This window comes from Haloimpatiens lingqiaonensis, from assembly GCF_901447495.1.
In the GTDB taxonomy this organism is placed as follows: domain Bacteria; phylum Bacillota; class Clostridia; order Clostridiales; family Clostridiaceae; genus Haloimpatiens; species Haloimpatiens lingqiaonensis.
Map to the genome: position 1 here is coordinate 21,745 of NZ_CABDWS010000006.1, position 24,474 is coordinate 46,218.

At 31.0% G+C, this 24,474-nt stretch carries 21 protein-coding genes and 1 tRNA gene; 15 read left to right on the forward strand and 7 right to left on the reverse strand.

The window, feature by feature from the left end; genetic code table 11:
* The first annotated feature begins 261 nt into the window (after positions 1 to 261).
* Positions 262 to 1,758, forward strand: a complete 1,497-nt coding sequence (gene glpK / locus FGK85_RS02180; protein ID WP_138203350.1) for a glycerol kinase GlpK — start codon at positions 262 to 264, stop codon at positions 1,756 to 1,758.
* A 110-nt stretch (positions 1,759 to 1,868) separates the two neighbouring features.
* Positions 1,869 to 2,795, forward strand: a complete 927-nt coding sequence (locus FGK85_RS02185; RefSeq protein ID WP_138203352.1) for an alpha/beta hydrolase — start codon at positions 1,869 to 1,871, stop codon at positions 2,793 to 2,795.
* Positions 2,796 to 3,090: 295 nt separating this feature from the next.
* Here the strand turns inward: FGK85_RS02185 and FGK85_RS02190 are convergent, their stop codons facing one another.
* On the reverse strand, positions 3,091 to 3,990 hold the full coding sequence (locus FGK85_RS02190; RefSeq protein ID WP_138203354.1) for a radical SAM protein: 900 nt from the start codon (positions 3,988 to 3,990) through the stop codon (positions 3,091 to 3,093).
* Between the two features lie 74 nt (positions 3,991 to 4,064).
* Positions 4,065 to 5,111 (reverse strand): YkvI family membrane protein, encoded by a 1,047-nt coding sequence (locus tag FGK85_RS02195; RefSeq protein WP_138203355.1) that lies wholly within the window; start codon positions 5,109 to 5,111, stop codon positions 4,065 to 4,067.
* A gap of 284 nt (positions 5,112 to 5,395) precedes the next feature.
* Between FGK85_RS02195 and FGK85_RS02200 the strand changes: the two genes are divergently transcribed.
* Genes FGK85_RS02200 through FGK85_RS02210 form a run of 3 tightly spaced genes read left to right on the forward strand, consistent with a single transcriptional unit; the run spans position 5,396 to position 8,167 of the window.
* Positions 5,396 to 6,487 carry a hypothetical protein gene (locus tag FGK85_RS02200; RefSeq protein ID WP_138203357.1) on the forward strand — a complete coding sequence of 364 codons (1,092 nt, stop codon included), beginning with the start codon at positions 5,396 to 5,398 and terminating at the stop codon, positions 6,485 to 6,487.
* A gap of 14 nt (positions 6,488 to 6,501) precedes the next feature.
* Positions 6,502 to 7,419: a tRNA modification radical SAM protein MnmL/YtqA gene (gene mnmL / locus FGK85_RS02205; RefSeq protein WP_138203359.1), complete on the forward strand. Its 918-nt coding sequence runs from the start codon at positions 6,502 to 6,504 to the stop codon at positions 7,417 to 7,419.
* A 34-nt stretch (positions 7,420 to 7,453) separates the two neighbouring features.
* On the forward strand, positions 7,454 to 8,167 hold the full coding sequence (locus tag FGK85_RS02210; RefSeq protein WP_138203361.1) for a 2-phosphosulfolactate phosphatase family protein: 714 nt from the start codon (positions 7,454 to 7,456) through the stop codon (positions 8,165 to 8,167).
* 27 nt (positions 8,168 to 8,194) lie between these two features.
* Here FGK85_RS02210 and FGK85_RS02215 read toward each other — a convergent pair whose 3' ends face one another.
* The 5 genes from FGK85_RS02215 to murC form a co-directional block, all read right to left on the reverse strand.
* The gene (locus FGK85_RS02215) at positions 8,195 to 8,611 is read right to left on the reverse strand and encodes a hypothetical protein (protein WP_138203364.1); all 417 of its coding nucleotides are present in this window, start codon (positions 8,609 to 8,611) and stop codon (positions 8,195 to 8,197) included.
* A gap of 123 nt (positions 8,612 to 8,734) precedes the next feature.
* Complete coding sequence (locus FGK85_RS02220; RefSeq protein ID WP_138203366.1) at positions 8,735 to 9,388, reverse strand: HAD family hydrolase; 654 nt, start codon at positions 9,386 to 9,388, stop codon at positions 8,735 to 8,737.
* A 52-nt stretch (positions 9,389 to 9,440) separates the two neighbouring features.
* Positions 9,441 to 9,516: transfer RNA gene (locus FGK85_RS02225), tRNA-Pro, on the reverse strand.
* A gap of 118 nt (positions 9,517 to 9,634) precedes the next feature.
* The gene (locus FGK85_RS02230; protein WP_138203368.1) at positions 9,635 to 9,952 is read right to left on the reverse strand and encodes a hypothetical protein; all 318 of its coding nucleotides are present in this window, start codon (positions 9,950 to 9,952) and stop codon (positions 9,635 to 9,637) included.
* Between the two features lie 98 nt (positions 9,953 to 10,050).
* Entirely contained in the window at positions 10,051 to 11,427 is a 1,377-nt protein-coding gene (murC, locus tag FGK85_RS02235; protein WP_138203369.1) for a UDP-N-acetylmuramate--L-alanine ligase, read from the reverse strand.
* Positions 11,428 to 11,803: 376 nt separating this feature from the next.
* Here murC and purR point away from each other — a divergent pair, with 376 nt between their 5' ends.
* The 10 genes from purR (at position 11,804) to FGK85_RS02285 (ending at position 24,441) form a co-directional block, all read left to right on the forward strand.
* Entirely contained in the window at positions 11,804 to 12,619 is an 816-nt protein-coding gene (purR, locus tag FGK85_RS02240) for a pur operon repressor (RefSeq protein WP_138203371.1), read from the forward strand.
* A 120-nt stretch (positions 12,620 to 12,739) separates the two neighbouring features.
* Positions 12,740 to 13,030, forward strand: coding sequence for a septation regulator SpoVG (spoVG, locus tag FGK85_RS02245; RefSeq protein WP_138203373.1), 291 nt, complete (start codon positions 12,740 to 12,742; stop codon positions 13,028 to 13,030).
* Between the two features lie 163 nt (positions 13,031 to 13,193).
* Positions 13,194 to 14,564, forward strand: a complete 1,371-nt coding sequence (gene glmU / locus FGK85_RS02250; protein ID WP_138203375.1) for a bifunctional UDP-N-acetylglucosamine diphosphorylase/glucosamine-1-phosphate N-acetyltransferase GlmU — start codon at positions 13,194 to 13,196, stop codon at positions 14,562 to 14,564.
* Between the two features lie 19 nt (positions 14,565 to 14,583).
* Positions 14,584 to 15,543, forward strand: coding sequence for a ribose-phosphate diphosphokinase (locus FGK85_RS02255; RefSeq protein ID WP_138203377.1), 960 nt, complete (start codon positions 14,584 to 14,586; stop codon positions 15,541 to 15,543).
* A gap of 204 nt (positions 15,544 to 15,747) precedes the next feature.
* Positions 15,748 to 16,434, forward strand: coding sequence for a response regulator transcription factor (locus FGK85_RS02260; RefSeq protein ID WP_138203379.1), 687 nt, complete (start codon positions 15,748 to 15,750; stop codon positions 16,432 to 16,434).
* A 2-nt stretch (positions 16,435 to 16,436) separates the two neighbouring features.
* Positions 16,437 to 17,843, forward strand: coding sequence for a sensor histidine kinase (locus tag FGK85_RS02265; protein WP_138203381.1), 1,407 nt, complete (start codon positions 16,437 to 16,439; stop codon positions 17,841 to 17,843).
* Between the two features lie 79 nt (positions 17,844 to 17,922).
* Complete coding sequence (locus tag FGK85_RS02270; RefSeq protein WP_138203383.1) at positions 17,923 to 19,086, forward strand: S1C family serine protease; 1,164 nt, start codon at positions 17,923 to 17,925, stop codon at positions 19,084 to 19,086.
* A 178-nt stretch (positions 19,087 to 19,264) separates the two neighbouring features.
* The gene (gene pth / locus FGK85_RS02275; protein ID WP_138203385.1) at positions 19,265 to 19,828 is read left to right on the forward strand and encodes an aminoacyl-tRNA hydrolase; all 564 of its coding nucleotides are present in this window, start codon (positions 19,265 to 19,267) and stop codon (positions 19,826 to 19,828) included.
* Between the two features lie 26 nt (positions 19,829 to 19,854).
* Positions 19,855 to 23,379, forward strand: a complete 3,525-nt coding sequence (mfd, locus tag FGK85_RS02280; protein ID WP_138203387.1) for a transcription-repair coupling factor — start codon at positions 19,855 to 19,857, stop codon at positions 23,377 to 23,379.
* A 60-nt stretch (positions 23,380 to 23,439) separates the two neighbouring features.
* Complete coding sequence (locus FGK85_RS02285; RefSeq protein ID WP_138203389.1) at positions 23,440 to 24,441, forward strand: peptidylprolyl isomerase; 1,002 nt, start codon at positions 23,440 to 23,442, stop codon at positions 24,439 to 24,441.
* The last annotated feature ends 33 nt before the right edge of the window (positions 24,442 to 24,474 follow it).

The following is a 24,474-nucleotide window of genomic DNA, read 5'->3' on the forward strand; positions in this document are numbered from 1 at the left end:
TAAAGGATTTTTATAATTCATTCTAAATTTTATATTGATATTCCATAGCAGCGAAGGTTGAATTATTTGATAACTTTTAATTGATTAAAGGATAGGATGATAATATTATTGAATATATAAAAATAGAATATTAATTTAGTTTCATGCAAACGTTTATGTAAGTACTATCTACTGTAGTAAATTTATTTTCTATAAAATATAAAGAGGCAAGATAGCGGTGGATATGTTACTGGACAAGAATTTCTATATGGAGGATTTATTATGGGAAAATTAATAATGGCGCTTGATCAGGGAACTACCAGTTCAAGATGTATATTGTTCAATAAAAAAGGTGAAATAGTGAGTATGGCTCAAAAGGAATTTAAGCAGATTTATCCAAAGTCAGGCTGGGTAGAACACAATCCTATGGAAATTTGGGCTACTCAATTTAGTGTAGCTACGGAAGCTATGTTTACCATAAATGTATCAGCTAAAGATATAGAGGCTATAGGCATAACAAATCAAAGGGAAACTACTATTGTGTGGGATAAGAGGACAGGGCTTCCTGTATATAATGCTATAGTATGGCAGTGCAGAAGAACCGCAGATATTTGTGATGAACTCAGAAAAAAGGGCATGGATGAAGTGATAAGAAATAAAACGGGGTTGGTTTTAGATGCGTATTTTTCTGCTACGAAAATAAAATGGATATTAGATAATGTGCCAGGAGCAAGAGAAGAAGCTGAAAGAGGAAACCTCCTATTTGGAAATATAGATACTTGGCTTATATGGAATTTAACTAAGGGAAGAATTCATGTAACGGATTATTCTAATGCTTCTAGAACCATGCTATTTAATATTCATGAATTAAAATGGGATGAGGATTTATTAAGGGAATTTGACATTCCAGAGTCTATGCTGCCACAGGTAAAGCCATCTAGCTACATCTATGGGGAAACAGATGAGGTGCTTTTTGGAATGCCTATAAAGATATCAGGAGATGCAGGAGACCAACAGGCAGCTTTATTTGGACAAACTTGCTATGATGAGGGAGCCGCAAAGAATACCTATGGTACTGGATGTTTTATGCTTATGAACACAGGTGAGAAAGCTGTTGCCTCTCAAAATGGATTACTTACTACCATAGCTTGGGGAGTAGATGGAAAGGTAAATTATGCTCTAGAAGGAAGTATATTTATGGGCGGAGCATCTATTCAATGGCTAAGGGATGAAATGAGAATGCTTAAAAATGCCGCAGACTCAGAGGAATATGCTTTAGCTGTGGAGGATACGGATGGAGTATATTTAGTTCCTGCCTTTGTAGGATTAGGAGCTCCTTATTGGGATCCTTATGCTAGAGGTACTGTAGTTGGACTTACCAGAGGAACTAAAAAAGAACATTTTATAAGAGCTACACTAGAATCTATAGCTTATCAATCCTATGATATTTTAAAAGCTATGCAAGAGGATTCAGGCATAAAACTTAAAGAATTAAAGGTAGATGGTGGGGCTTGTGCAAATAATTTTTTAATGCAATTTCAGTCAGATATATTAGATGTGTCAGTTCATAGACCTAAGGTTACGGAAACTACAGCTTTGGGTGCAGCCTATTTGGCAGGTTTAGCCACAGGATATTGGAAGGATAAAGAGGACATATCAACTAATTGGGCTGTGTCTAAGGTGTTTAATCCAGTTATGATTGAGGAAAGAAGAGAAAAGTTACTAAAGGATTGGCATGATGCAGTAGAAAGATCTAGAGGATGGGCAAGAGAAAGATAAAAATCAACATTAATTTATGAAAGTTGGGTAATTAAAGTATAAAGGCAACGGAAATGTTGGCAATATGGGGTAAAATTTTGCAAATTGCAAATTAAAGGGGAGATTATTATATGAGAGAAAAAACTTTTAATTTCAAAGAGAAAAAAGGACTAAATATTTTTATATACAATTGGTTTCCGGAAGAAAATATAAAGCCTGTAGGAGTTGTTCAAATAGCTCATGGCATGGCGGAAACTGCGGAGAGATACAAAAGATTTGCAAATAAATTAACGGAAGCAGGATATATAGTCTATGCAAATGACCATAGAGGTCATGGAAAAACTGCCGAATCTGTGGATAAAGTAGGGGACTTGGGTGAAAATGGTTTTAATAATATGGTGGAGGATATGCATCAAATAACAAACTATATAAAAAAACAACATAAGGATTTACCTATATTTATTTTAGGTCATAGTATGGGTTCTTTTTTAACCCAAAGATATATACAGTTATACGGTAAAGAAATAAATGGAGCTATACTTTCTGGCAGCTGTGGAAAGCAAGGATTAATATTAGATATGGGGGCATTGATTGCCAAAAGGGAAGTTAGTAAAATAGGCAGAAGTAGTAAAAGTAAGAAGTTAAATGATTTGTCCTTTGGAGGTTACAATAAAGCTTTTAAACCTAGCAGAACTGAATTTGACTGGTTAAGCAGGGATGAAAAAGAAGTAGATAAATATGTAGCTGATGAATATTGTGGTGGAATATTTACTGCCGGATTTTTTTACGATTTTTTAAATGGATTAAAACTCATTCAACGTAAAAGTGAAATTATAAAGGTTCCAAAGGATTTGCCTATATATATATTCTCAGGTGATAAGGATCCTGTGGGCAAGGCTGGAAAGGGCGTTATGAATTTAGTAAATACCTATAAAAGTTTAGGAATAGAGGATTTAGAATATAAACTTTATAAAGATGGAAGACACGAGATGCTTAATGAAACTAATAGGGAAGAGGTAATGGAGAACGTAGTGGGATGGCTTAATAGACACAATTAGGGAATAGTGTGCTAGAGGGCCAAAATTAGTGTGCTAGTTTGCCAGTGTGCTAGAGTGCTAGATAAGGAGGATTTTCCTTCGCGATGCTACGGAAAATCTTCATTGTATAGTTTAGTTGGCGGGAAAAGCGGAGCTTTTCCGCCAACTAGCCAACTAGCCAACTAGCCAACTAGCCAACTAGCCAACTAGCCAACTAGCCAACTAGCCAACTAAATTCTAGCCCTCTAGCCCTCTGACACCCTAGCCAACTAAATTCTAGCCCCCTAAAGCCATAAATTGCTTTGCAATTTATGCTTTATATTCCCGACAAATCGAAGTCTGGAGTAAATTCTGGTGTGGAGGTTCCTTCCCCTTGAATAAAGGCTTTAGTAATACCTAATTCTAAGCAGTAATCTATTAAGGCGTCATAATGCTTAGGATTTAAAGGTTTATTTATTTCAGGGTATTTGCAGGCATTAAACATTGGGGTATATTGATTCATAAGGCTTATATAAACATCATCTCCAAAGGTAGTATATATATAATCCATTAGCTTCTTTGAATCAAACAAAAGTCCAGGTAGCATTAGGTGTCTTATAATGACACCTTTTTTAATAAGTCCATCCTTATCTAATTGAGATTTTCCCACTTGAGCTACCATATGTTCAATGGCTTTTGAAGCCTTAGTGAAATAGTCCTTTGCGCAGGAGTATTTTATAGCGTATTTGTCATTGAAATATTTGAGATCTGGTAAGTACACATCTATATAGCCTTTTAGGGCTTCAATAGTTTCTATATTTTCATATCCGTTGGAATTATAAAGCACAGGTATATTAAGGCCATTGGCTTTGGCTATTTTTAATGCTTCTATTATTTGAGGTACATAATGAGTTGGAGTCACTAAATTTATATTGTGAGCTCCCCTATTTTGCTGTTCTAAAAATATCTCACTTAATCTATTAATAGACACTTCTTTTCCTGTGGATTCTTGGCTTATGTTGTGATTTTGGCAAAAGACGCATCTTAAATTACAATTAGAAAAAAATACTGTACCAGAACCGTTTTTCCCAGACACACAGGGTTCTTCCCAATGGTGCAGAGAGACTTTTGCTAATTTAATATTTTCATTACTTTTACAAAAACCTAATTCACCTTCTAATCTATTTACACCGCAATTTCTTGGGCAAAGTTTACAATTTTTAAGTAAATTTATCATAAAAAACACCTCTATAGTAAATACAGTTTAAACTAATTATTGTACCCTGTAATTATAGCATGTAAATTTTAGTTTTAAATATTTTTTTTATAAAATCTCATGCAACATATTATAAATATTAGGCTTAAGCCACCAAAGGCAGGATACAAAAAAGTGATTAGATTTTTGAAGCCTATTCTGGCCATAGGTACAGTGAAACATAGTATTAATAATACAGCTATTTTGTATGGAATATTAAATTTAAACTTTAAAGTTTTTGCTACGCTGTATATATCAGAAACTTCCGTTGAGAACATTTCAAAAAATATTATTACAAGTAAAATAAGTTGTAACCCTTTGCCGAAAGGGTTTGCAATGTATAGAAGAGGTATATCATATTTAAAAATATACGGTATGTTTAAAAGAAGCATTAAATTTATCATAAAGCACAAAAGGGTTAATATAGCGGCACCTAAAGTAGAACCTATACATAGGGATTTTGTTTCTTTTATTTCACTGCTTAGAGGAACTAAGACCCCTGTACAGCAAAGTATATTAAATCCACCATATAAAAGAGAAGAAATTAGCCAAGGGTTTTTATAGGTTTCTATACTTTTTATATGTTGAATATTAAAAATATTTTCATGAAAAAATAAGTATAAACTAAATACAGTTAGAATTACAATTATAAGTGAGGGTACTATAAAGGAATTTATGGTTATAAGGCCCTTAGTATCCTTTAAAAGAGTAATTATAGATATAAGTACCATTAAGCCTATGCCTACCCAAGGGGAAACTTTAAAGTACTGATGAAAAAGTGCCCCACTGCCAGCCAATATTATAGCGGAACTGCTTATCATAAAAAAGCCTGTAACTAAATCAGTAAATTTTCCAATATGCTGTGGCATCACCAAACTTATTAGTTCATTATAGGATGTAAGATTATATTTTACGCTTATTTTTATTATTATAGTGCTCATAAAGGAATAAATTACGAAACAAAAAACAATTCCTAAAAAGCTTTTGTATCCGTATGTAGTGAAAAACTGAGTTATTTCTTGCCCTGAAGCTAATCCTGCTCCTACTATGGTGCCTACAAAAACAGCAGCTATTTGAAAAATTAATGTAAGTCTTTTTTTCAATGAAATCCCTCCATATAATTATTAGTTTATCCGATGACTACCTGCAGTAACACTCCCACTTCTAACAGAGTGGGAGATAACGGCAGCTACGTCCCTGGATAACGATCTCTAACCTTCAGATGGAGTAAAAAAACTCCATCTGAAGCTAAGAGCTCTGTTTATAAATATTTCTTGAATAAAAAGATATGATATATATAATGATAATTTTGTAAATTAAAATCTTGTTTATTTGGGAAACTAAAATAGAACACTAATATATCTTATTTGAATTAGGAGTGATATATGTGAGAAAAAGATTTTTAATTATAATAGGAATTTTATGTTTTCTTTGTACTGCAGTTGCAGGGTGTAAAAGTAAAGAATTAAACACTCAGGAGCAAAAAAAGAAAATGGATACCAATGCAGCCTCTAACCTAGTGGATAGGTATATGAGAGGGCTAATTATGAAGGATTATGATGGGGTTAAAAAAATGTATACAGAGGATATGATAAAAGAACAGGGAAATTATAAAAAAAGTGATATAATTGTAAGAGGATATAGGGTAGAAGATGTGGCTGAAATGGAAAAAAACTCTGTTTTTAAAGTTAAGGCCGTAAGCACTAGAGAAAAAAGTGCTTATACCAGTTTAGACGAGTACAGAATTTCAGTGATAAAAGAGAAGGATGGATATAAAATAGCAGAGGTAAATATAACTCCGCAAAAGGAAATATTTTCAGATGGATATGAAGTCAGAATAAGAGATAAAAGTAATGTTGAAACTAATTTGGTTATAGATATGGAAAATTTGCCTAAATCAGCGTTTCCAAAGGAAGATAAGCTAAGTATGTATAAACAGGAAGTACCAAGTAAAAGCTTTAATGACACCAGTATATCCTTTGATGGTACAAAGGTGTTGGTATCCACTAAAGATAAGGATGCTTATGCAGCATCTATATTGATAGATGAAACCTTAGCTGTTCAAGGCAAAAATGGAGATAAAGAAGGCGAAGAAGCAGAAAAACAAGCTGGAGATAATAAAAATAAGGGTATTAAAGAAAAACCTATAGGAAAGGAAATAATTAATTTAGATATAATAAAAGATGCAGCTGTGGATTACATGGTTTTTTCACAGGATGAAAAGTTTATTACTATTCAATATAGTAAATCCGATGGTACAAAATGTATTAGAATTTATGAAAGCGATAGTGGTAAAATGATACCGGTAAAATTTGAAGATAGTTTTCCAATAGATAAAGTAAGTATTGAATTTTCATATTTTGATAAGGAAAATGCAATTTTTCGAATTTTACCTAAGGATAATTTAGAAGAAAAATATAAAGACTTAATGGGAAATTGGAAATTAAATCTTAAAGATTTTAAAATCCATAGAATTTAGGAAGGAAGAAGAGGATGATTTGGGGAGATAAGAGATATCACAGTTTAAATTATTTTTTAAGAAATAAATTTGGTGAAAAAGTATTTAAAATATCATTGGATGCAGGTTTTTCATGTCCTAATAGAGATGGTACAATTGGTACAAAAGGTTGTATATACTGTAGTGAGAGAGGGTCTGGGGACTTTGCAGGTAACAGGATGTTCTCCATAAGTGATCAATTTAGAGATATAAAAAACATGATGAATAATAAGTGGAAAAATGGTAAATATATAGCCTATTTTCAGGCTTATACCAATACTTATGCATCTGTGGATATACTTAGGGAAAAATATGAAGAAGCTATAGCGCAGGGTGATGTTGTAGCGTTAGCTATAGCTACAAGACCTGATTGTTTAGGCGATGAGGTGCTTTCACTACTAGAGGAGTTTTCTCAAAAAATTTATACATGGGTAGAACTAGGACTACAAACTTCTAATGAAAAAACTGCTAAACTTATAAATAGAGGTTATAAATTAGAGGTTTTTGAAGAAGCTGTTTCAAATTTGAGAAAGAGAAATATAGATGTAGTAGTACACACTATATTTGGACTTCCAGGAGAAACTAAAGAGGATATGCTGAATACCATAAAGTATGTTTCTGATTGTGGAGTGCAGGGAATAAAGATACATCTTCTTCATCTTATGAAGAATACTCCTTTAGTTAATCTATATGAACAGGGCAAATTAAGATTTTTAGAACAAGAGGAGTACATAGATTTGATTTGTGAAGCTATTTCAATATTGCCGCCAGATATGGTAGTTCATAGACTTACTGGGGATGCGCCTAGAAATTTACTTATAGGACCTATGTGGAGTCTTAAAAAATGGGAAGTTTTAAATGGAATAGATAAAGCTTTAGAAGATAAGAAAATATACCAAGGCATAAATTATTAAATCATTTTATTAAAATAAGGTGGGGGATTTACAAATGAAAATTGATGTAATAATATCTGCAAAAGATATAAGGGAAGAAAAGATAATAGGAAAAACAGTAATAGTTATAGATATGCTAAGAGCTACATCTGTTATAACTACAGCACTTAATAACGGTTGTAAAAGAGTTATTCCAGTATTAACAGTTGAAGAAGCTAAGGATATATCTAAAAGCAGTAAAGAGCCATGTATACTTGGAGGAGAAAGAAATGCTGTTAAAATAGATGGATTTGATTTTTCAAATTCTCCTTTGGATTACAAGGAAAATGTGGCTAAAGACAAGGTCCTTGTGATGACTACCAGCAATGGAACAAAGGCCATAAATGCATGCATAAAGGCAAAAAATATTCTTATAGGTGCCATGTTAAATGCCAAGGCTGTGGCTAAAAGGGCAGTAGAACTTAATAATGACTTGGTTATAGTTAATTCTGGAACCTATGGTGAGTTTTCCATGGATGACTTTATATGTGGGGGATATATAATACAATGTATAAAGGATTGTATTCAGGTAGAACTTACCGATATAGCTAAGACGGCTCATTATATATACCAGTGTAATAATGATGTGGTAGAGTTTATAAAGGGAGCAAGTCACTATAATAGGCTTAAAGAATTGGGGTTAGAAGATGACCTTAACTACTGTTGCAGTAAGGATATAATAAATATAGTTCCGGAATATGAGAGAGGATATATACACAAAGGTATGTAAATCATATACATACCTTTATGTATTAATTTATAAAATTTCGTTAATTAAGGATATGGATTCTTCTTTAACCCATCCTTTTATGGTTATATTGTCTGGCGAATCAAAGCAAATATAAAACCAATTTTTTAAATCTACTTTGGCATTATCTAATATATATACTTTAGTATTTTCTTTAAAGGACATAAGTTCTATGGAGTTTTCTAAAGGAGAAATAAACAATGTAGAATTTTTTTGTATTATACCCCATTTGTATTTTGGAATGTTATAGGAAATACTTGACGGCTTTTTTGGGTATAACTCTATTAATTTACTTCTTAAAGTATCGTTTTGTCTTGAAAGCAGAATAGATTGTTTTTTTAAGGTATCACTTTTCTTTGAAAATGTAAGAATAAAATATCCATTGGCACCCAAGGATAGTAGCAGTAGTATTACAAGGAAAGTCAAAAAAATACCCCCCAATAAAGGATTCTTTATTATATTTATTTAATTTATATAAAAAATATAACTACATTTACATTTAAAAATAAATAATGTAAATGTAGTTATTTATAAAATCGAAATTTAAAATTATACAACCTCTAATAATTCCTCATAAGTGTGTATATACTTATCAGCTTCTTTAATCAATAAATCCTTTTGATTTTCAGAAAAGGCATCATGTATTGCAACAACTTTCATACCAGCGGATTTAGCACCTTGAACAGCTGGTAGAATATCTTCAAAAACAATACAATGTTTAGGATTTATTCCAAGTCTATCGGCAGTTAAAAGATATATATCAGGAAAGTTCTTACCTCTAGACACTTCATCTGTAGTACATATAGTATCAAAGAAATGGTATATATCATTTTTCTTTAGTGCAGCTTCTAAAAGAACCCTATTATTACTAGTGGCTAGTCCAATTTTAATATTCATAGATTTTAATGTTTCTAAATATTCTCTTGCACCAGGTTTAAGACCTACATTAAATTTGTATTCGTCATAAGCCATGTGATTCCACTCGTCCATTATTTCATTTATGGAATCTTTAATATTAAATTTATTTTTAAAATAAGTGGCTGTTTCTTCAAAAGTTAAATGTTCTATAGAGGCTTTTAAATCTTTTGGCACAGGGAGATCTCTTTTTTTTAAGTATTCTTGATCTATTTTAGACCAAATCCACATAGAGTCTATTAAAGTTCCATCCATGTCAAATATAGCAGCTTTTATATCTTTTAACAAAATAATCACCTCTTTATATAATAAAAAATCCTGTGTATAATACACAGGATTTTGGTCGGGGTGACAGGGATTGAACCTGCGACCTCATGGTCCCAAACCACGCGCGCTCCCATCTGCGCCACACCCCGAAGAACAAGAATAATTATATATGATTAATAGTCACATGTCAACACAAAAAGTAAAAAAAATATTTAAATTAATGTTTAGACTGGACCAAGGGCAGTTTAAAACATTAATTTAAATATTTTACTTTCCTTCTTCTTTCTTATCTCCTATGCCTCGAGTAGGTACTGTAGACATAACAAATCCTACTAATATGGAAACCAAAGCTGAAGCAACTATATTCAAATAAACTATATATCTAGTTTTATAAAGAATAAGCGCTGTTAAGCCAGTGATTACAGCAGTGGCTACAAAGAGATATATTACGAATTTAGCAAAAGAGCTTAAAAATTTCTCATATAATTTATGGCGTGTTGGGCCACTTATAACTACTCTAAATATACCATAGGAAACAAGGATTAATATTATATCCCATAGGGCTGAGATTAAAAAGTTTTTCATAATACTACACCTCCAAGTACTTACTATATTATTTACGAAATAGTACTAAAAAATTCATAAATTTAGTAAATCCTTGCGAAATGTTTATTTAACAATATTTATTTGCTTAAAAACAACTCTCCTACCTTAAATACATCACCTGCACCTACTGTTATAAGTATATCTCCATCACATAAAATGGGTTTTAAATAATTAACTATATCTTCGAAGTCATGAATATTAGAACATTTAAGCCCTTTTTCATTTATTTTATCTGAAAGCATCTTAGAACTTACAGTTCCCGGATCCAGCTCTCTAGCAGCATATATATCAGCTAAAATTAATTCATCACAATTAAAAAAGGATTCAGCAAAATCATTGAATAAGCTTAGGGTTCTTGTATAAGTATGAGGCTGAAAAACACAGTAAATTTTATTGTGAGGATAGTTTTTAACAGCATTTAAAGCAGCTTTTATTTCCGTTGGATGATGTGCATAGTCATCAATTACAGTAACACCATTTTTAACCCCTTTTATTTCAAAACGTCTGTGAGTACCTTTGAAGGACTCAATTCCCTCTATAATAGATTCATTAGGGATATTTAAGCACATAGCTGCACAAATAGTGGCTAAGGAATTTAATATATTGTGAGTTCCTGGAACATTTAAATTAATGGTAAAAAGTTCAGTATCACCTTTAAATACTTTAAATGTAGGACATCCATTGTTATTAAAGGAAATGTTTTTAGCTCTTATATCACCATTATTTATTCCAAAGCTCAATATATTACAATCAGCTTCATTACAAACTTCAGCTGTTACAGCATCATCATAATTGGCTACAAGATAGCCTTCCTTAGGGATTAGTTTAGTAAATTTAATAAAAGTATTTTTTATTTCTTCTAAATCCTTATAAAAATCTAGATGATCTTCTTCTATGTTTAAAATAATTCCTATATAAGGATAAAATTTTAATAATGAAGCTTTATATTCACAGGCTTCTGTTAAGAAATATTCACTTTTACCTGTGCGAACATTTCCATTTATAGAATCTAATTGACCTCCTACTAATATGGTAGGGTCTACATTGGCTTTAAGCAATATATGAGACATCATAGAGGTAGTGGTAGTTTTACCATGAGTTCCAGAAACAGCTATATTGTACTTATGTCCCTTCATTATATTGCCTAGAAACTCCGCTCTATCCATAAGTGGGATGTTTAATTCTTTAGCTTTTAGTATTTCAGGATTTTCAGGTGAAATAGCTGCTGTAAAGACTACTAAATCTGCATTTTTTATGTTTTCAGCTTTATGACCATAAAATATTTCAGCGCCCATAGATTGTAGTTTTTCTGTTATGGGAGAAGAACTTCTATCAGAGCCTGAAACTTCAAAGCCGTTTTTTATTAATATTTCAGCAAGGCCACTCATACTGATACCACCTATTCCGATGAAATGAACCTTTTTATGTTTATCTTGTATAAAATTAAAAGACATATAAAAAACCTCCCTATAAAAAGTTCTATTTTTAATTATATACATATTTTAAATAAAACGATACATTATTTTAGATAGTTTTTAATAAGTAAGAAAGTTTATAACTTAATTTTTGCACATAAATATCAAACTCTAAATTAGATGAATAAAGGTTTTTTATTTAAAATCTAGAATTTAAAATTTAAAATGAAAAATCAATGTTGGAATTCTTAAGGAACTCCTTAAATTTATATTTTAATAATAAAAATTTAGAAAATAGTAAAGGTTCAATAATTTGCATTAAAGTATATTGATTTTAATATAGTTTTAGAATAGAATATGAATAATAAAGAGATTTTTATAAAAAAAATTCGTTAAATAGGATATAGGTGGTAAGATGAAAAAGTTAAATAGAAATCAAAGAGTGATTGGAATAACTAAGATTTTGACGGATAGTCCAAATAAAGTTATAAATTTAAATGTTTTTACTGAAAAATTTAATGCGGCAAAGTCTTCTATAAGTGAAGATTTAATGATAGTAAGAGAAGTTTTAAATAGTCTTAATATGGGGACCATAGAAACTATAGCTGGAGCAGCTGGTGGGGTAAAATATAGATGTAATATATCAGGGGAAGAAAAGCTTGAATTTGTAGATGAACTTTGCACATTATTAAAAGATAAGGAGAGAGTTATACCAGGAAATTTTATATACATGACTGATATTATGTATAATCCAGAAATTGTGCGCAAGGCTGGCTTGGTTTTAGCTTCAACTTTTAGTAATTTGGATGTAGATTATGTAGTTACGGTGGAAACAAAGGGTATCCCCCTAGCCTATGAAGTGGCGAAGATGCTAGGAGTTCAGCTTGTAATAGTAAGAAGAGATACTAAGGTCACAGAAGGAACAACTGTAAGCATTAATTATGTTTCAGGATCTAGCAAAAGAATACAAACTATGTCTTTGGCTAAAAAAGCTATTAATAAGGGAAGTAAATGTATTTTTATAGATGATTTTATGAAAGCGGGGGGAACTGCTTTAGGTATTTTTAATTTATTGAAGGAATTTGAAAGTGAACTTTTAGGTATAGGAGTTTTAATTGATAATATGGAAACCAAAAATAAGCTTGTGGAGCATTATATATCTTTGGCAGAGCTTAATGGAATTGATGAAAATGGAAGCGTAAATATAAGTCCTTCAGAAAGAATAAAATGATAGAAATTCATTCTTAAATTGAAATATTCTAAAAAATCAATATTTTTTAGAATATTTAGAAGGAATTTTGAGAATAATAGAGAATTAGTATATAGTTAATACTCGCGGAGGTGGATTTATATGCAAGTTACAGACGTTAGAATTAGAAAAATTGCTGCGGAAGGCAAAATGAAGGCAATAGTATCTATAACTTTTGATAATGAATTTGTAGTTCATGACATAAAAGTTATAGAAGGCAAGAGTGGGCTATTTATAGCAATGCCAAGTAGAAAAACACCAGATGGGGAATTTAAAGATATTGCACATCCAATCAACACAGATACAAGAGAAAAAATTCAACAAGCAATTTTTGATGAATATGAAAAGGTAAAAAATAAAGATATAGAAAGTGAAGATGAAGTTGTAGAATAAAAAGGAGTTAACACTCCTTTTTGTTTTTTTTATAGTAATTTTTGAAAAAAGCGTTAGTTGTGTTGAAAATAGTTTATGTTTAAAATATAATAGAATATGTGTGTTTTATTAATAAGTAAAAGTGAACGATATATCAAAAATATGCCTAAAAGAGGTGTTAGAATTGTATAAATGTGCTATGATATTAGCTGCAGGAAAAGGTAAAAGAATGAAGTCTAGTATGCCAAAGGTTTTACATAAGGTATGCGGCAAAGAGATGATAAACCACGTAATAGACACCATGAGAAAAGCAGAAATAGATGATGTAAATGTAGTTATAGGCACTGGTTCTGAAATGGTTAAAGAGGCTACACAAAATAGAAATGTGATATACTCTTTGCAGGAAAATCAATTAGGTACAGGTCATGCAGTGATGTGTGCTAAGGAATTTTTACAAAATAAAGAAGGTGTAGTTGCTATTTTTACAGGGGATGCGCCTTTAATAAAATCAGAAACAGTAAAAAAACTTATTAAGTATCATGTAGAAAATGATTTTAAGGCTACTATTTTAACATCTATAATAGATGACCCTGCTGAGTATGGAAGAATAGTTAGAAATGAAAAGGGCGAAGTAGAAAAAATAGTAGAGTTTAAGGATTGCAGTGAGAATGAGAAGAATATAAATGAGATAAACTCAGGTATGTATTGTTTCAATATATCTAATCTTTTAAGTTCTTTAGAAAAATTGAACAATAATAATGCTCAAGGAGAGTATTATTTAACTGATGTTATATCTATTCTAAAGAATCAAGGCGAAAAAGTTGGTGCTATAGATACTGACTTTGAAGAAACTTTAGGAGTAAACTCTAGAGTTCAATTGGCAGAAGTAGAAGCTATAATGAGAAATAGAATAAACAGATGCCATATGGAAAATGGAGTTACTATAATTAGCCCTGAAAATACATACATAGGAGACGAAGTGGAAATAGGAAAAGACACAATAATATATCCAGGCAATGTAATAGAGGGAAAAACTATTATAGGAGAGTCTTGTGTTTTATATCCTAATTCTAGAATAAAAGACAGTATAATAGAAAATAATGTAACTATCCAAAGTTCAGTAATATTGGATAGTAAAGTAGGGGAAAACACTACTGTTGGTCCATTTGCATATATAAGACCAGAAAGCATTATAGGTAAAAAAGCTAGAATTGGCGATTTTGTTGAGATTAAGAAATCTACTATTGGTGATGGCACTAAGGTTTCACATTTAACTTACATAGGTGATGCAGAAGTAGGCAGTGGATGTAATTTTGGATGCGGAACTGTTGTAGTTAACTATGATGGAAAGAAAAAATATAAAACAATAATAGGAAACAATGCTTTCATAGGATGTAATACAAATTTAGTATCACCAGTGGAAGTTGAAGACAATACATATATAGCAGCAGGTTCTACTATAACTCAAAAGGTACCTGAAGGAGCCCTTGCTATAGGAAGAGCAAAACAAGTAAACAAAGAAGGCTGGGTAGACAAAAAAGGTTTAAGGAAATAAATATAAGGAGGTTCACATAATGATAACCCATGGCAAAAATATAAAAATATTCACAGGTAATTCTAACCCTAAGCTTGCAGAAGAAATTGCAGGTATATTAGGATTAAAGGTTGGAGACGCAGTAGTTTCTACTTTCAGTGACGGAGAAATTTCTGTAAACATAGGTGAAACTGTAAGAGGAGCAGATGTATTTGTAGTTCAATCAACAAACGCACCAGTAAATGATAATTTAATGGAGCTTTTAATAATGATTGATGCCTTCAAGAGAGCATCTGCAGGAAGAGTAACAGCGGTTATGCCTTATTATGGATATGCTAGACAAGACAGAAAAGCAAAAGCAAGAGATCCAATTACAGCTAAATTAGTTGCTGATTTAATAACAGCAGCAGGTGCCGATAGAGTACTTACTATGGATTTACATGCAGCACAAATACAAGGATATTTTAATATTCCAGTGGATCATTTAATGGGAGCAGCTACTTTGGCTAAGCACTTCATTGAAAATGGATTCCAAGAACAAGATGATGTAGTAGTAGTTTCTCCAGACTTAGGAAGCGTAGCTAGATCTAGAAAATTTGCTGACAGATTACATTGTCCAATAGCTATAATTGACAAAAGAAGACCAAAGGCTAATGTTTCTGAAGTTATGAATGTAATAGGAGATATTAAAGGCAAAAGAGTTATATTGTTAGATGATATGATAGATACTGCAGGAACTATAACTAATGGAGCTAATGCTTTAGTTGATTTAGGTGCAAAAGAAGTTTATGCATGTTGTAGTCATGCTGTATTATCAGGTCCAGCAATAGAAAGAATTGAAAAATCTGCAATAAAGAAATTAGTTATGCTAAATACTATAGATTTACCAGAAGATAAGCAATTAGATAAATTTACTACTTTATCTGTAGCACCAATGTTTGCAGAAGCTATAAGAAGAATATATGAAGATATATCAGTAAGCAAATTATTTGAAGACTAGAGAGTTTTATAGTACATATTAATATATTTTAGGCATGCAATATTATAAGAAACTTATGATATTGCATGCCTATTTGTATATAAGGTGAAATATTTGTAAATTTTTAATTAAAACTACAATATATAAATGATTTTATGGTAAATTAAAATTAAATAAATGTGTAAAATAATATTCGAATACTTAATATATAGGAGGTTGAGAAAAATGGAAGGAAGCATAGGCAAAATATTAATTGTTGATGATGATGAGAATATATGTGAAGTAATCAAAATGTATTTAGAGAGTTCAGGATATAATACTATTTGCGTACATAATGGGAAGGCTGCTGAGGAAAAGTTTGTAGAGTATAAACCTGATTTAGTACTTTTAGACATAATGTTACCTAATATTGATGGTATAGATGTACTAAAATGGATAAGAAGGGATAGTTCAACTCCAGTAATAATGTTAACAGCTAAGGGAGAAACTTTTGATAAGGTTCTAGGATTAGAATTAGGTGCTGATGACTATATAGTTAAACCTTTTGAACCTAAAGAAATGTTAGCAAGGGTGAAGGCAGTATTAAGAAGATATAATTCTGAAAGTGTAAACAAAGAGGTTTTAAATTTTGAGGATTTAATGATAGACATTAATTCATATAAGGTAATTTACAATGGAGAAGAAATAAAGATGCCTCCTAAAGAGTTTGAATTGTTATATTATTTAGCAAGTAATAAGAATAGGGTGTTTACTAGAGAACAATTGCTTTGTGAAGTATGGGGTTATGATTATCCGGGAGACTCTAGGACTGTAGATGTACATGTAAAGAGACTTAGAGAAAAATTAGAAGGTGGCATTAGCTGGAAAATAGAAACTGTATGGGGTGTGGGCTATAAATTTGAGGTGAAATAAGGATGAAAAAAGGTTTATTTTCTAAAATGGTTGCCACTTATACCATAATAATAGCCATTAGTTTTACCATTCTTGCAACAGTTTTATCACTGTGGTTTGAAAATTATTATTTTGAGCAGAATAAAAATGAACTGGCTGAAAAAGCAGCATTAATAGGAGATTCTGCAGTACAGTATATGTATGGGGATATTTCTTACTATGAAATGAATAAGCAACTAAAACTAATAGGAGATTATCTTAAGGTAGATATATGGCTTACTGATAAATATGGGTATGTGTATGCTGTATCCAATGAAAAATACAAAAGTATTTTAGGAAAGCAAATATTAACTAGTGATTTAAAAGAGTTAAGGTTAAAAAGATTTATAGAGAAAAAGGGTAATTACGGAAATTTATTTTCCGTTCCTGTACATACCATTGAAATACCAATAGACCAAGGAAATGGTTTTAAAGGCACAATAATAATGCACACTTCTTTAGAGAATATAAAGTATGCATTAAAAAACGTATATAAAATTATATGGGCCTCCGCTATATTGGCTATTGTGGTGTCTTGTATAGTTATATATTATTTCTCGCAGAAAATTATAATAAAGCCTTTGGCACAAATTAATTGCGTAGCAAGAAAAATTTCAAAAGGTGAAGTGGACAAAAGAGTAGACATTAAATCTAATGATGAAATAGGGGAATTAGCTAATTCTTTTAATATTATGGCAGATTCTTTGGAAAAGGTAGAGAATAATAGAAGATTGTTTATTTCTAATGTATCACATGAAATAAGATCACCCATAACATCTATAAAGGGCTTTATAGGCGGTATGTTAGATGGAATAATACCAGAAGATAAAAAAAACTATTATCTATCTATAGCCTATGAAGAAATAGGAAGGCTTACCAGGTTAGTGAATGATTTATTGGATTTATCAGCTATAGAATCAGGAAGATTTTCATTGAAGGTAAGGGAGTTAAATTTAAATGAAATAATAAGGCTTGCAGTGATAAAATTTGAAACTCGCATAAGAAATAAAGGATTAAAAGTAGATGTGTGTTTTGAACAAGAGGAATTGTATGTTTTATCAGATAGGGATAGGACTATACAGATAATAACTAATATAATAGATAATGCACTGAAATATGTAAATGAGGGTGGTCAGATTAAAATAACCACAAAAAGTAAAGGTAAAAAAGCTTATATTAGTGTGTTTAATAGCGGACCTAATATTAATGATGAAGATTTAAATCATATTTGGGATAGATTTTACAAAGCTGATAAAGCTAGATCCTCTAAGATAAGTACTGGCTTAGGATTGTCTATAGTAAGGAGTATATTATCACAATTAGGAGAAGATATATGGGTAAAAAATAAAGAAAATGGGGTAGAGTTTACATTCACTTTAACAAAAAATTAAACCTTTCATAAAACTTTATAAATTAAATTATAGTATATTAAAATTAAATTATAAATTACTAAGTCGGGAGGTAGTGTGTATGGGTGAGTATAAAGAAAATGACGGTGGATTAGTGACTGATGAATATAACAATTATCACATAAAGTTTAGGAAAAACAAGAAAAATGGTATCTTTAAAAAAATAATATACTTTATAATTTTCGTACTAGTAGCAATGATATCAGGAGCTGCCACAGCAAATTATGTAGTTGAAAATAAATATTCTCAAGGGGCTGATAAAACAAAAGAAACACCTGCTAAAAGTATAAATAACAGCAATGATGCTACCACACGTATTATTAACGCTAATCCTATAAATAAGGTAGCAGAAACTGTTGGACCTGCAGTAGTAGCTATAAGTAATAGAGCAGAAGGTTTTTTTGGAGATGTAAAACAAGGTACTGGTTCAGGTATAATTTTTAATGAAGAGGGGTATATTGTTACTAACAATCATGTAATAGAAGGTGCTACTAAATTAACAGTAAAGTTATCCAGTGGAAAAGAATTAGAAGCTAAGGTGGTAGGTAAGGATCCTAAGTCAGATTTAGCAGTTATTAAGGTAAATTCTAAAAATTTACCTGTAGCAAAATTTGGTGATTCCTCTAAAATGAAAGTAGGAGATTTAGCTGTAGCAATAGGCAATCCACTTGGAGAGGAGTTTGCAGGTTCTGTTACAGCAGGAATAATAAGTGCTTTAAATAGAAAAATAGTATCAGGAGAAGCAGTATATAAAGTACTTCAGACAGATGCAGCCATAAACCCTGGTAATAGTGGAGGGGCTTTATGTAATGAAAATGGCGAAGTAATAGGAATAAATAGTTTGAAGTTAGGAGCACAGGTTAATGCAGAAGGAATGGGTTTTGCTATAGCTATAAATGAAGCTAAGGGAATTATTGATCAACTTATGAAAAATGGTAAGGTTATAAGACCTATAATGGGCATATATGGTGGCACTGTTAATCCACAGGCTACTGGTGGAATAGAAGGAGTTTATGTTACTAAATTAGTTCCTAACTCTGGAGCAGAGAAATCAGGGATACAGGCAGGAGATATATTGACGGAATTTGATAATAAAAAGATAAAAAGTTTTTCAGATCTGTCAGCGATACTATTTGAACATAAAGTAGGAGATGTGGTATCCTGTAAAGTGTGGAGAAATGGTGAGACGGAAAAATATAAAATAAGATTATCTGAGGCAGAGTAATATAAAACATTTAAAATATATAAAAACAAATTAAACAGCAGCTGGATTAATCGGCATGCTGTTTAATTTAATGTTTAATATACTCTAAAATAAGAATTTTAATACAACTTGCTATATAAAAAATGCTAATATATACTAAAATATATGTGAAACATGTAAAATATCAGTGGAGGTAATTATGTATTTAATAATTGGATTAGGAAATCCTGGTAAGGAATATGAGAGGACAAGACATAATCTTGGATTTGAGGTTATTGATTGTATTGGAGATAAGTATAATATTCAGTTAAATAGGAAAAAATTTAAGAGTATATGCGGTGAAGGGTTAATAGGTAATGAAAAGGTAATATTAATGAAGCCTCAGACTTATATGAATTTAAGCGGAGAAAGTCTTATTGAAGCTGTAAATTTTTATAAAATCAAAAGTGACAATATTATAGTTATATATGATGATATAAGTTTAGAAGTGGGGAGAATTAGACTGAGATCCGCTGGCAGTGCTGGTGGACATAATGGAATTAAAAGCATAATAGCTAATTTAAACTCAGATAAATTCAATAGAATTAAGGTTGGTGCAGGCTCTCCAAAAGGGGAGTTAGTTTCGCATGTTTTGGGTAAGTTTTCTAAAGAAGAGAGAGAAAAAATAGAAAAGATCATAATGGTAGCTGCAGATGCGGCAGAGGGTATAGTAACTAAGGGAATAAATGAGGCAATGAATCAGTTTAATGGTATAAATTTATAAGATTTAAATCTTGAGAGGTGTTTTATATGAAATTACAAGGGCTCATGAAGCCTTTAATGGAAAATAAGAAGTTTAAGGATATAGTTCAAAATATAGAAACAGAAAAGGGTCCTATAGAAATATATGGGGTAGCAGATTCAAGTAGAAGTTATTTAATAAATGGTATTTATAGTGAATTAAATAGGAACATTTTAATATTAACTCATAGCGATATAGAGGCAAGAAACTTATATGAAGATATATCTTTTTACACAAACAATGCATACTATTTTCCTGTTAAAGAAACAGTATTTTATAACATATATGCTTTGTCAGGTGATTTAAGGTGGGAAAGACTAAAAGTTATAAGGGAAATGCTCAGAAGAGGAAAGAAAATAATAATTACTACAGTAGAAGCACTTACCTCATTGTATACTCCAATAGAATTATTTAAAAAATATACTCTAAAATATTCTACAGGTAGCAATGTGGAATTAGATACACTTATAAAAAAGCTTGTTGAAAGCGGCTATGAAAGAACTCCTTCGGTGGATGGAAAGGGACAGTTTTCAATAAGAGGAGGCATTGTGGATATATATCCTCCTATAGCATCAAGTCCTTATAGAATAGAGCTTTTTGGTGATGAAATAGATTCTATAAGAACTTTTAATTTGGAGACACAAAGAAGTATAGAAAAAGTAAATTCTATAGAAATATTTCCAGCTAAAGAAGTAATACTTACTCCAGAGGATTTAGATAGGGGATATAAGGGTATTTTAGAAGACTTGGAAAAAGCAAAAGGTAATTTTAATGGTAAAGAACTAAAAGATAATCTACAAAATTTGATTAAAGCAACTAATAAAAATTTAGAGTATTTAAAAGAAACTTGGAAGTTTGACAATATTGAGAGTTTTATACCATATTTTTATGAAAAGAAGGCATCACTATTAGATTATATAAATGAACCGTTTATAATATTAGATGATGCTAAGAGATGTATAGGTAAACTAGATAGTGTGTATTTTGAATTTGAAGAGGATTATAAAAACTTTTTTCAAAGGGCAAGTATATTATCTAGACAATGGGACTTGCTATTTTCTAAAGAAGAAACAATTCAACGTTTAAAAAACAATTTGTTTATAACTATAGATTCTATTAAAAAGCCAAATGATACTATAAAATACATTAAAGAAGTAGATTTTGTTGCTGTAACCTTAAGTAACTATCATGGGCAGCTAGAGCTTTTAATAGATGACATAAAGGATAAAAAGAGTAAAGGCTATGCAACCGTAATATTATCAGGAACTAAAACAAGAGGACAAAGATTAGTAAACACTTTAAGGGAAATGGGCATTGAAAGTTTTTACAGTGAAGAACTGGAGGAAATAAAAGTATCTCAGGTGGTTATTACTTCTGGAAGTCTTCTTAAGGGTTTTCAGGCTGATGAAATAAAACTTTGTGTTATATCTGATAAGGAAGTTTTCGGAGAGTCTAAAAGAAAGTTAAAGAAAAAGCAGGTAAAAGGAAAAGGCGTAAGTAAAATAAAGAGTTTTTCAGAACTTAGGCTGGGAGACTATGTAGTACATGCTAATCACGGTATTGGTATATATAAAGGAATAAAGCATTTAGATGTACAGGGACATAAAAGAGATTATTTAGAATTGGAGTACGACAAAGATGATAAACTCTATGTGCCAGTAGAGCAGCTAGATCTTGTTCAAAAATATATAGGTAGCGAGGGAAAAGCTCCTAAAATAAATAAATTAAGTAGCAATGAATGGAATAAAACTAAAAACAAAGTTAAAAAATCTATAAATGACATAGCGGAAGAGCTCATTAAGCTTTATGCTATAAGGTCCACGGTGAAGGGTAATAAATATGGTAAAGATACAGTATGGCAAAAACAATTTGAAGAGGAATTTCCCTTCGAGGAAACACCGGACCAATTAACTGCAATAGAAGATATAAAAGGGGATTTAGAATCCAACAAGCCAATGGATAGATTACTTTGCGGGGATGTAGGTTACGGTAAGACAGAAGTAGCTTTAAGGGCTGCTTTTAAGGTTGTAATGGAGGGAAAACAGGTAGCATTTTTAGTTCCTACTACCATATTAGCAGAACAGCATTATAATAACATTATAAAAAGATTTTCTGATTTTCCTATAAAGATAGATATGATAAGTAGATTTAGAACATCAGCACAACAAAAAAATACTTTAAAAAGTGTAAAAGAAGGAAATGTGGATATTTTAATAGGTACTCATAGAATTTTACAAAAGGATGTAAAGTTTAAGGATTTAGGTATTTTAATTATAGATGAGGAACAAAGATTTGGGGTTACTCATAAAGAAAAAATAAAAGAAATGAAAAAGAATATAGATGTATTGACATTAACAGCCACACCTATACCTAGGACATTGCATATGTCTTTAACAGGGGTTAGAGATATAAGTGTAATAGAAACTCCGCCAGAAGATAGATATCCAGTACAGACCTATGTGGTAGAATTTAATGAGCAATTGATGAGAGATGCTATAATAAAAGAAATAAGCAGGGATGGACAGGTTTTCTTTGTATATAACCGGGTGAAAAACATAAAGGATATGGCAGGGTACTTAAGTAAATTGGTACCTGAAGCTTCTATAGGCATAGCCCATGGGCAGATGACAGAGAGAGAATTAGAGCAGGTTATGATGGATTTCATGGATGGAAAGATAAATTTATTAATTTGCACTACTATAATAGAAACAGGTATTGATATACAAAATGTAAATACTATGATTATATATGATGCAGATAAAATGGGTTTATCTCAATTATATCAATTGAGGGGACGGGTAGGACGTTCTAATAAAATAGCATATGCTTACTTTACTTATAGAAAGGATAAAGCGTTAACTGAAGTAGCAGAAAAAAGACTAAAGGCTATTAAAGATTTTACAGAGCTAGGCTCAGGATTTAAAATAGCCATGCGGGATCTTGAAATAAGAGGTGCTGGTAATATGATGGGTTCTGCGCAACATGGTCATATGGCTGCGGTAGGGTATGATTTATATTGCAGAATGCTAGAGGAAACTGTTAGACAATTAAAGGGCCATATAGAGAAGGAAAAGGTAGAGACAGATATAAAAGTTAATGTAGATGCATATATATCTGGAACATATATAAAAGACGAAACTCAAAAGATAGAAATATATAAAAAGATAGCAGCTATAGACTCTTATGATGATATGTTAGATGTACAAGAAGAGATAGAGGATAGATATTCTGATATACCAGAAGCGGTTAATAATTTAATAGACATATCTTATAGCAGGGCTTTAGGTAGCAAGTGTGGAATAGAAGAAATAGTAGATGAGAAGGATGAATTAGTATTTAGGTTTCATAACAAAACATATTTTAACCAAAAGCTTGTTAGGAATGTTATGGATAAGTATGGCAAGGATATATTGTTTAAGATTGGAGAAAAGCCAGCTGTAGCATATAAGCTTAAGGGAGTGAAAAGAGAAAAAATAGTAAAAATTATGAAAGAAATGGTTGAGTTTATAAGTAAATTAGTTGAAAAGGACTAGTTTTATGATAGAATTAATTTATGAGTCTATTTATGGATGAGAAAATAGGAGGAATGTATTGTGAAAAAGGTTAAGAAAATAATTGCATCAGTGTTGCTAGGAACATGTATGTTATCAATAGCAGGATGTAATTTAATAGAAAAAACTCCGGAGAGAGTTCAAAAATCAACAGTAGCTAAAGTAAAAGGAGAAAAGATAACTAGGGGAGAAGTGGATGAATATCCTCAAATGGTAAAAGCTATAGAAAGTGCTAAAGCTAAATATGGTAATGACTATGAAAAAAATGAAGAAGCTAAATCACAATTAAAGGAAACTAGAAAAAGTGTATTAGATGAATTAACTATGGAAATGGTTATTATGCAAAAGGCAAAAGAACTTAAGGTATATGATGAAAAGAAAATAGAGGAAGAAGTCAATAAACAATTTGATGCTATAAAGAAGAATTATAAAGATGATAAGGAATTTAAGAAAGAAATGACTGCAGGTGGTTTTACAGAAAAAACTTTAAAAAATTTCTTAAGAATAAGAGTTGTAGTTCCTAAGGTATATGAAGCTGCTATGAAGGATGTAAAGGCTACAGAAAAGGAAACAAAAGAATATTATGATTCCCACATGGTAGAATTTACAGAAAAACCAAATAGAATACATGTGGCACATATTTTAGTTAAAACAGAAGAGGAAGCTAAAAAGGCAAAGGAAAGATTGGATAAAAAAGAAGATTTTGCTAAAGTAGCTAAAGAAGTATCCACAGATAAAGCAGCAAATGAACAGGGTGGAGATCTAGGATTTATTAATTACAATGATGCAAACTACGATAAAACGTTTATGACTGCAGCACAAGCTCTTTCAAAGGGACAAATATCATCACCTATAAAAACTCAATTTGGATGGCATATAATTAAGTGTATTGAAAAGGAAGAATATCCAATTAAAAAATATGATCAAGTAAAAAGTGAAATAAATAAGATGGTTTCAGAAAGTAAGAAACAATCCCAATGGAAAGAAATACTAGAAAAATGGAAAAATGATGCTAAAATAAAGCTTTATGAAAAAAATCTATAATATTAATAAATTTTTATTTTAAAGATACCTAAA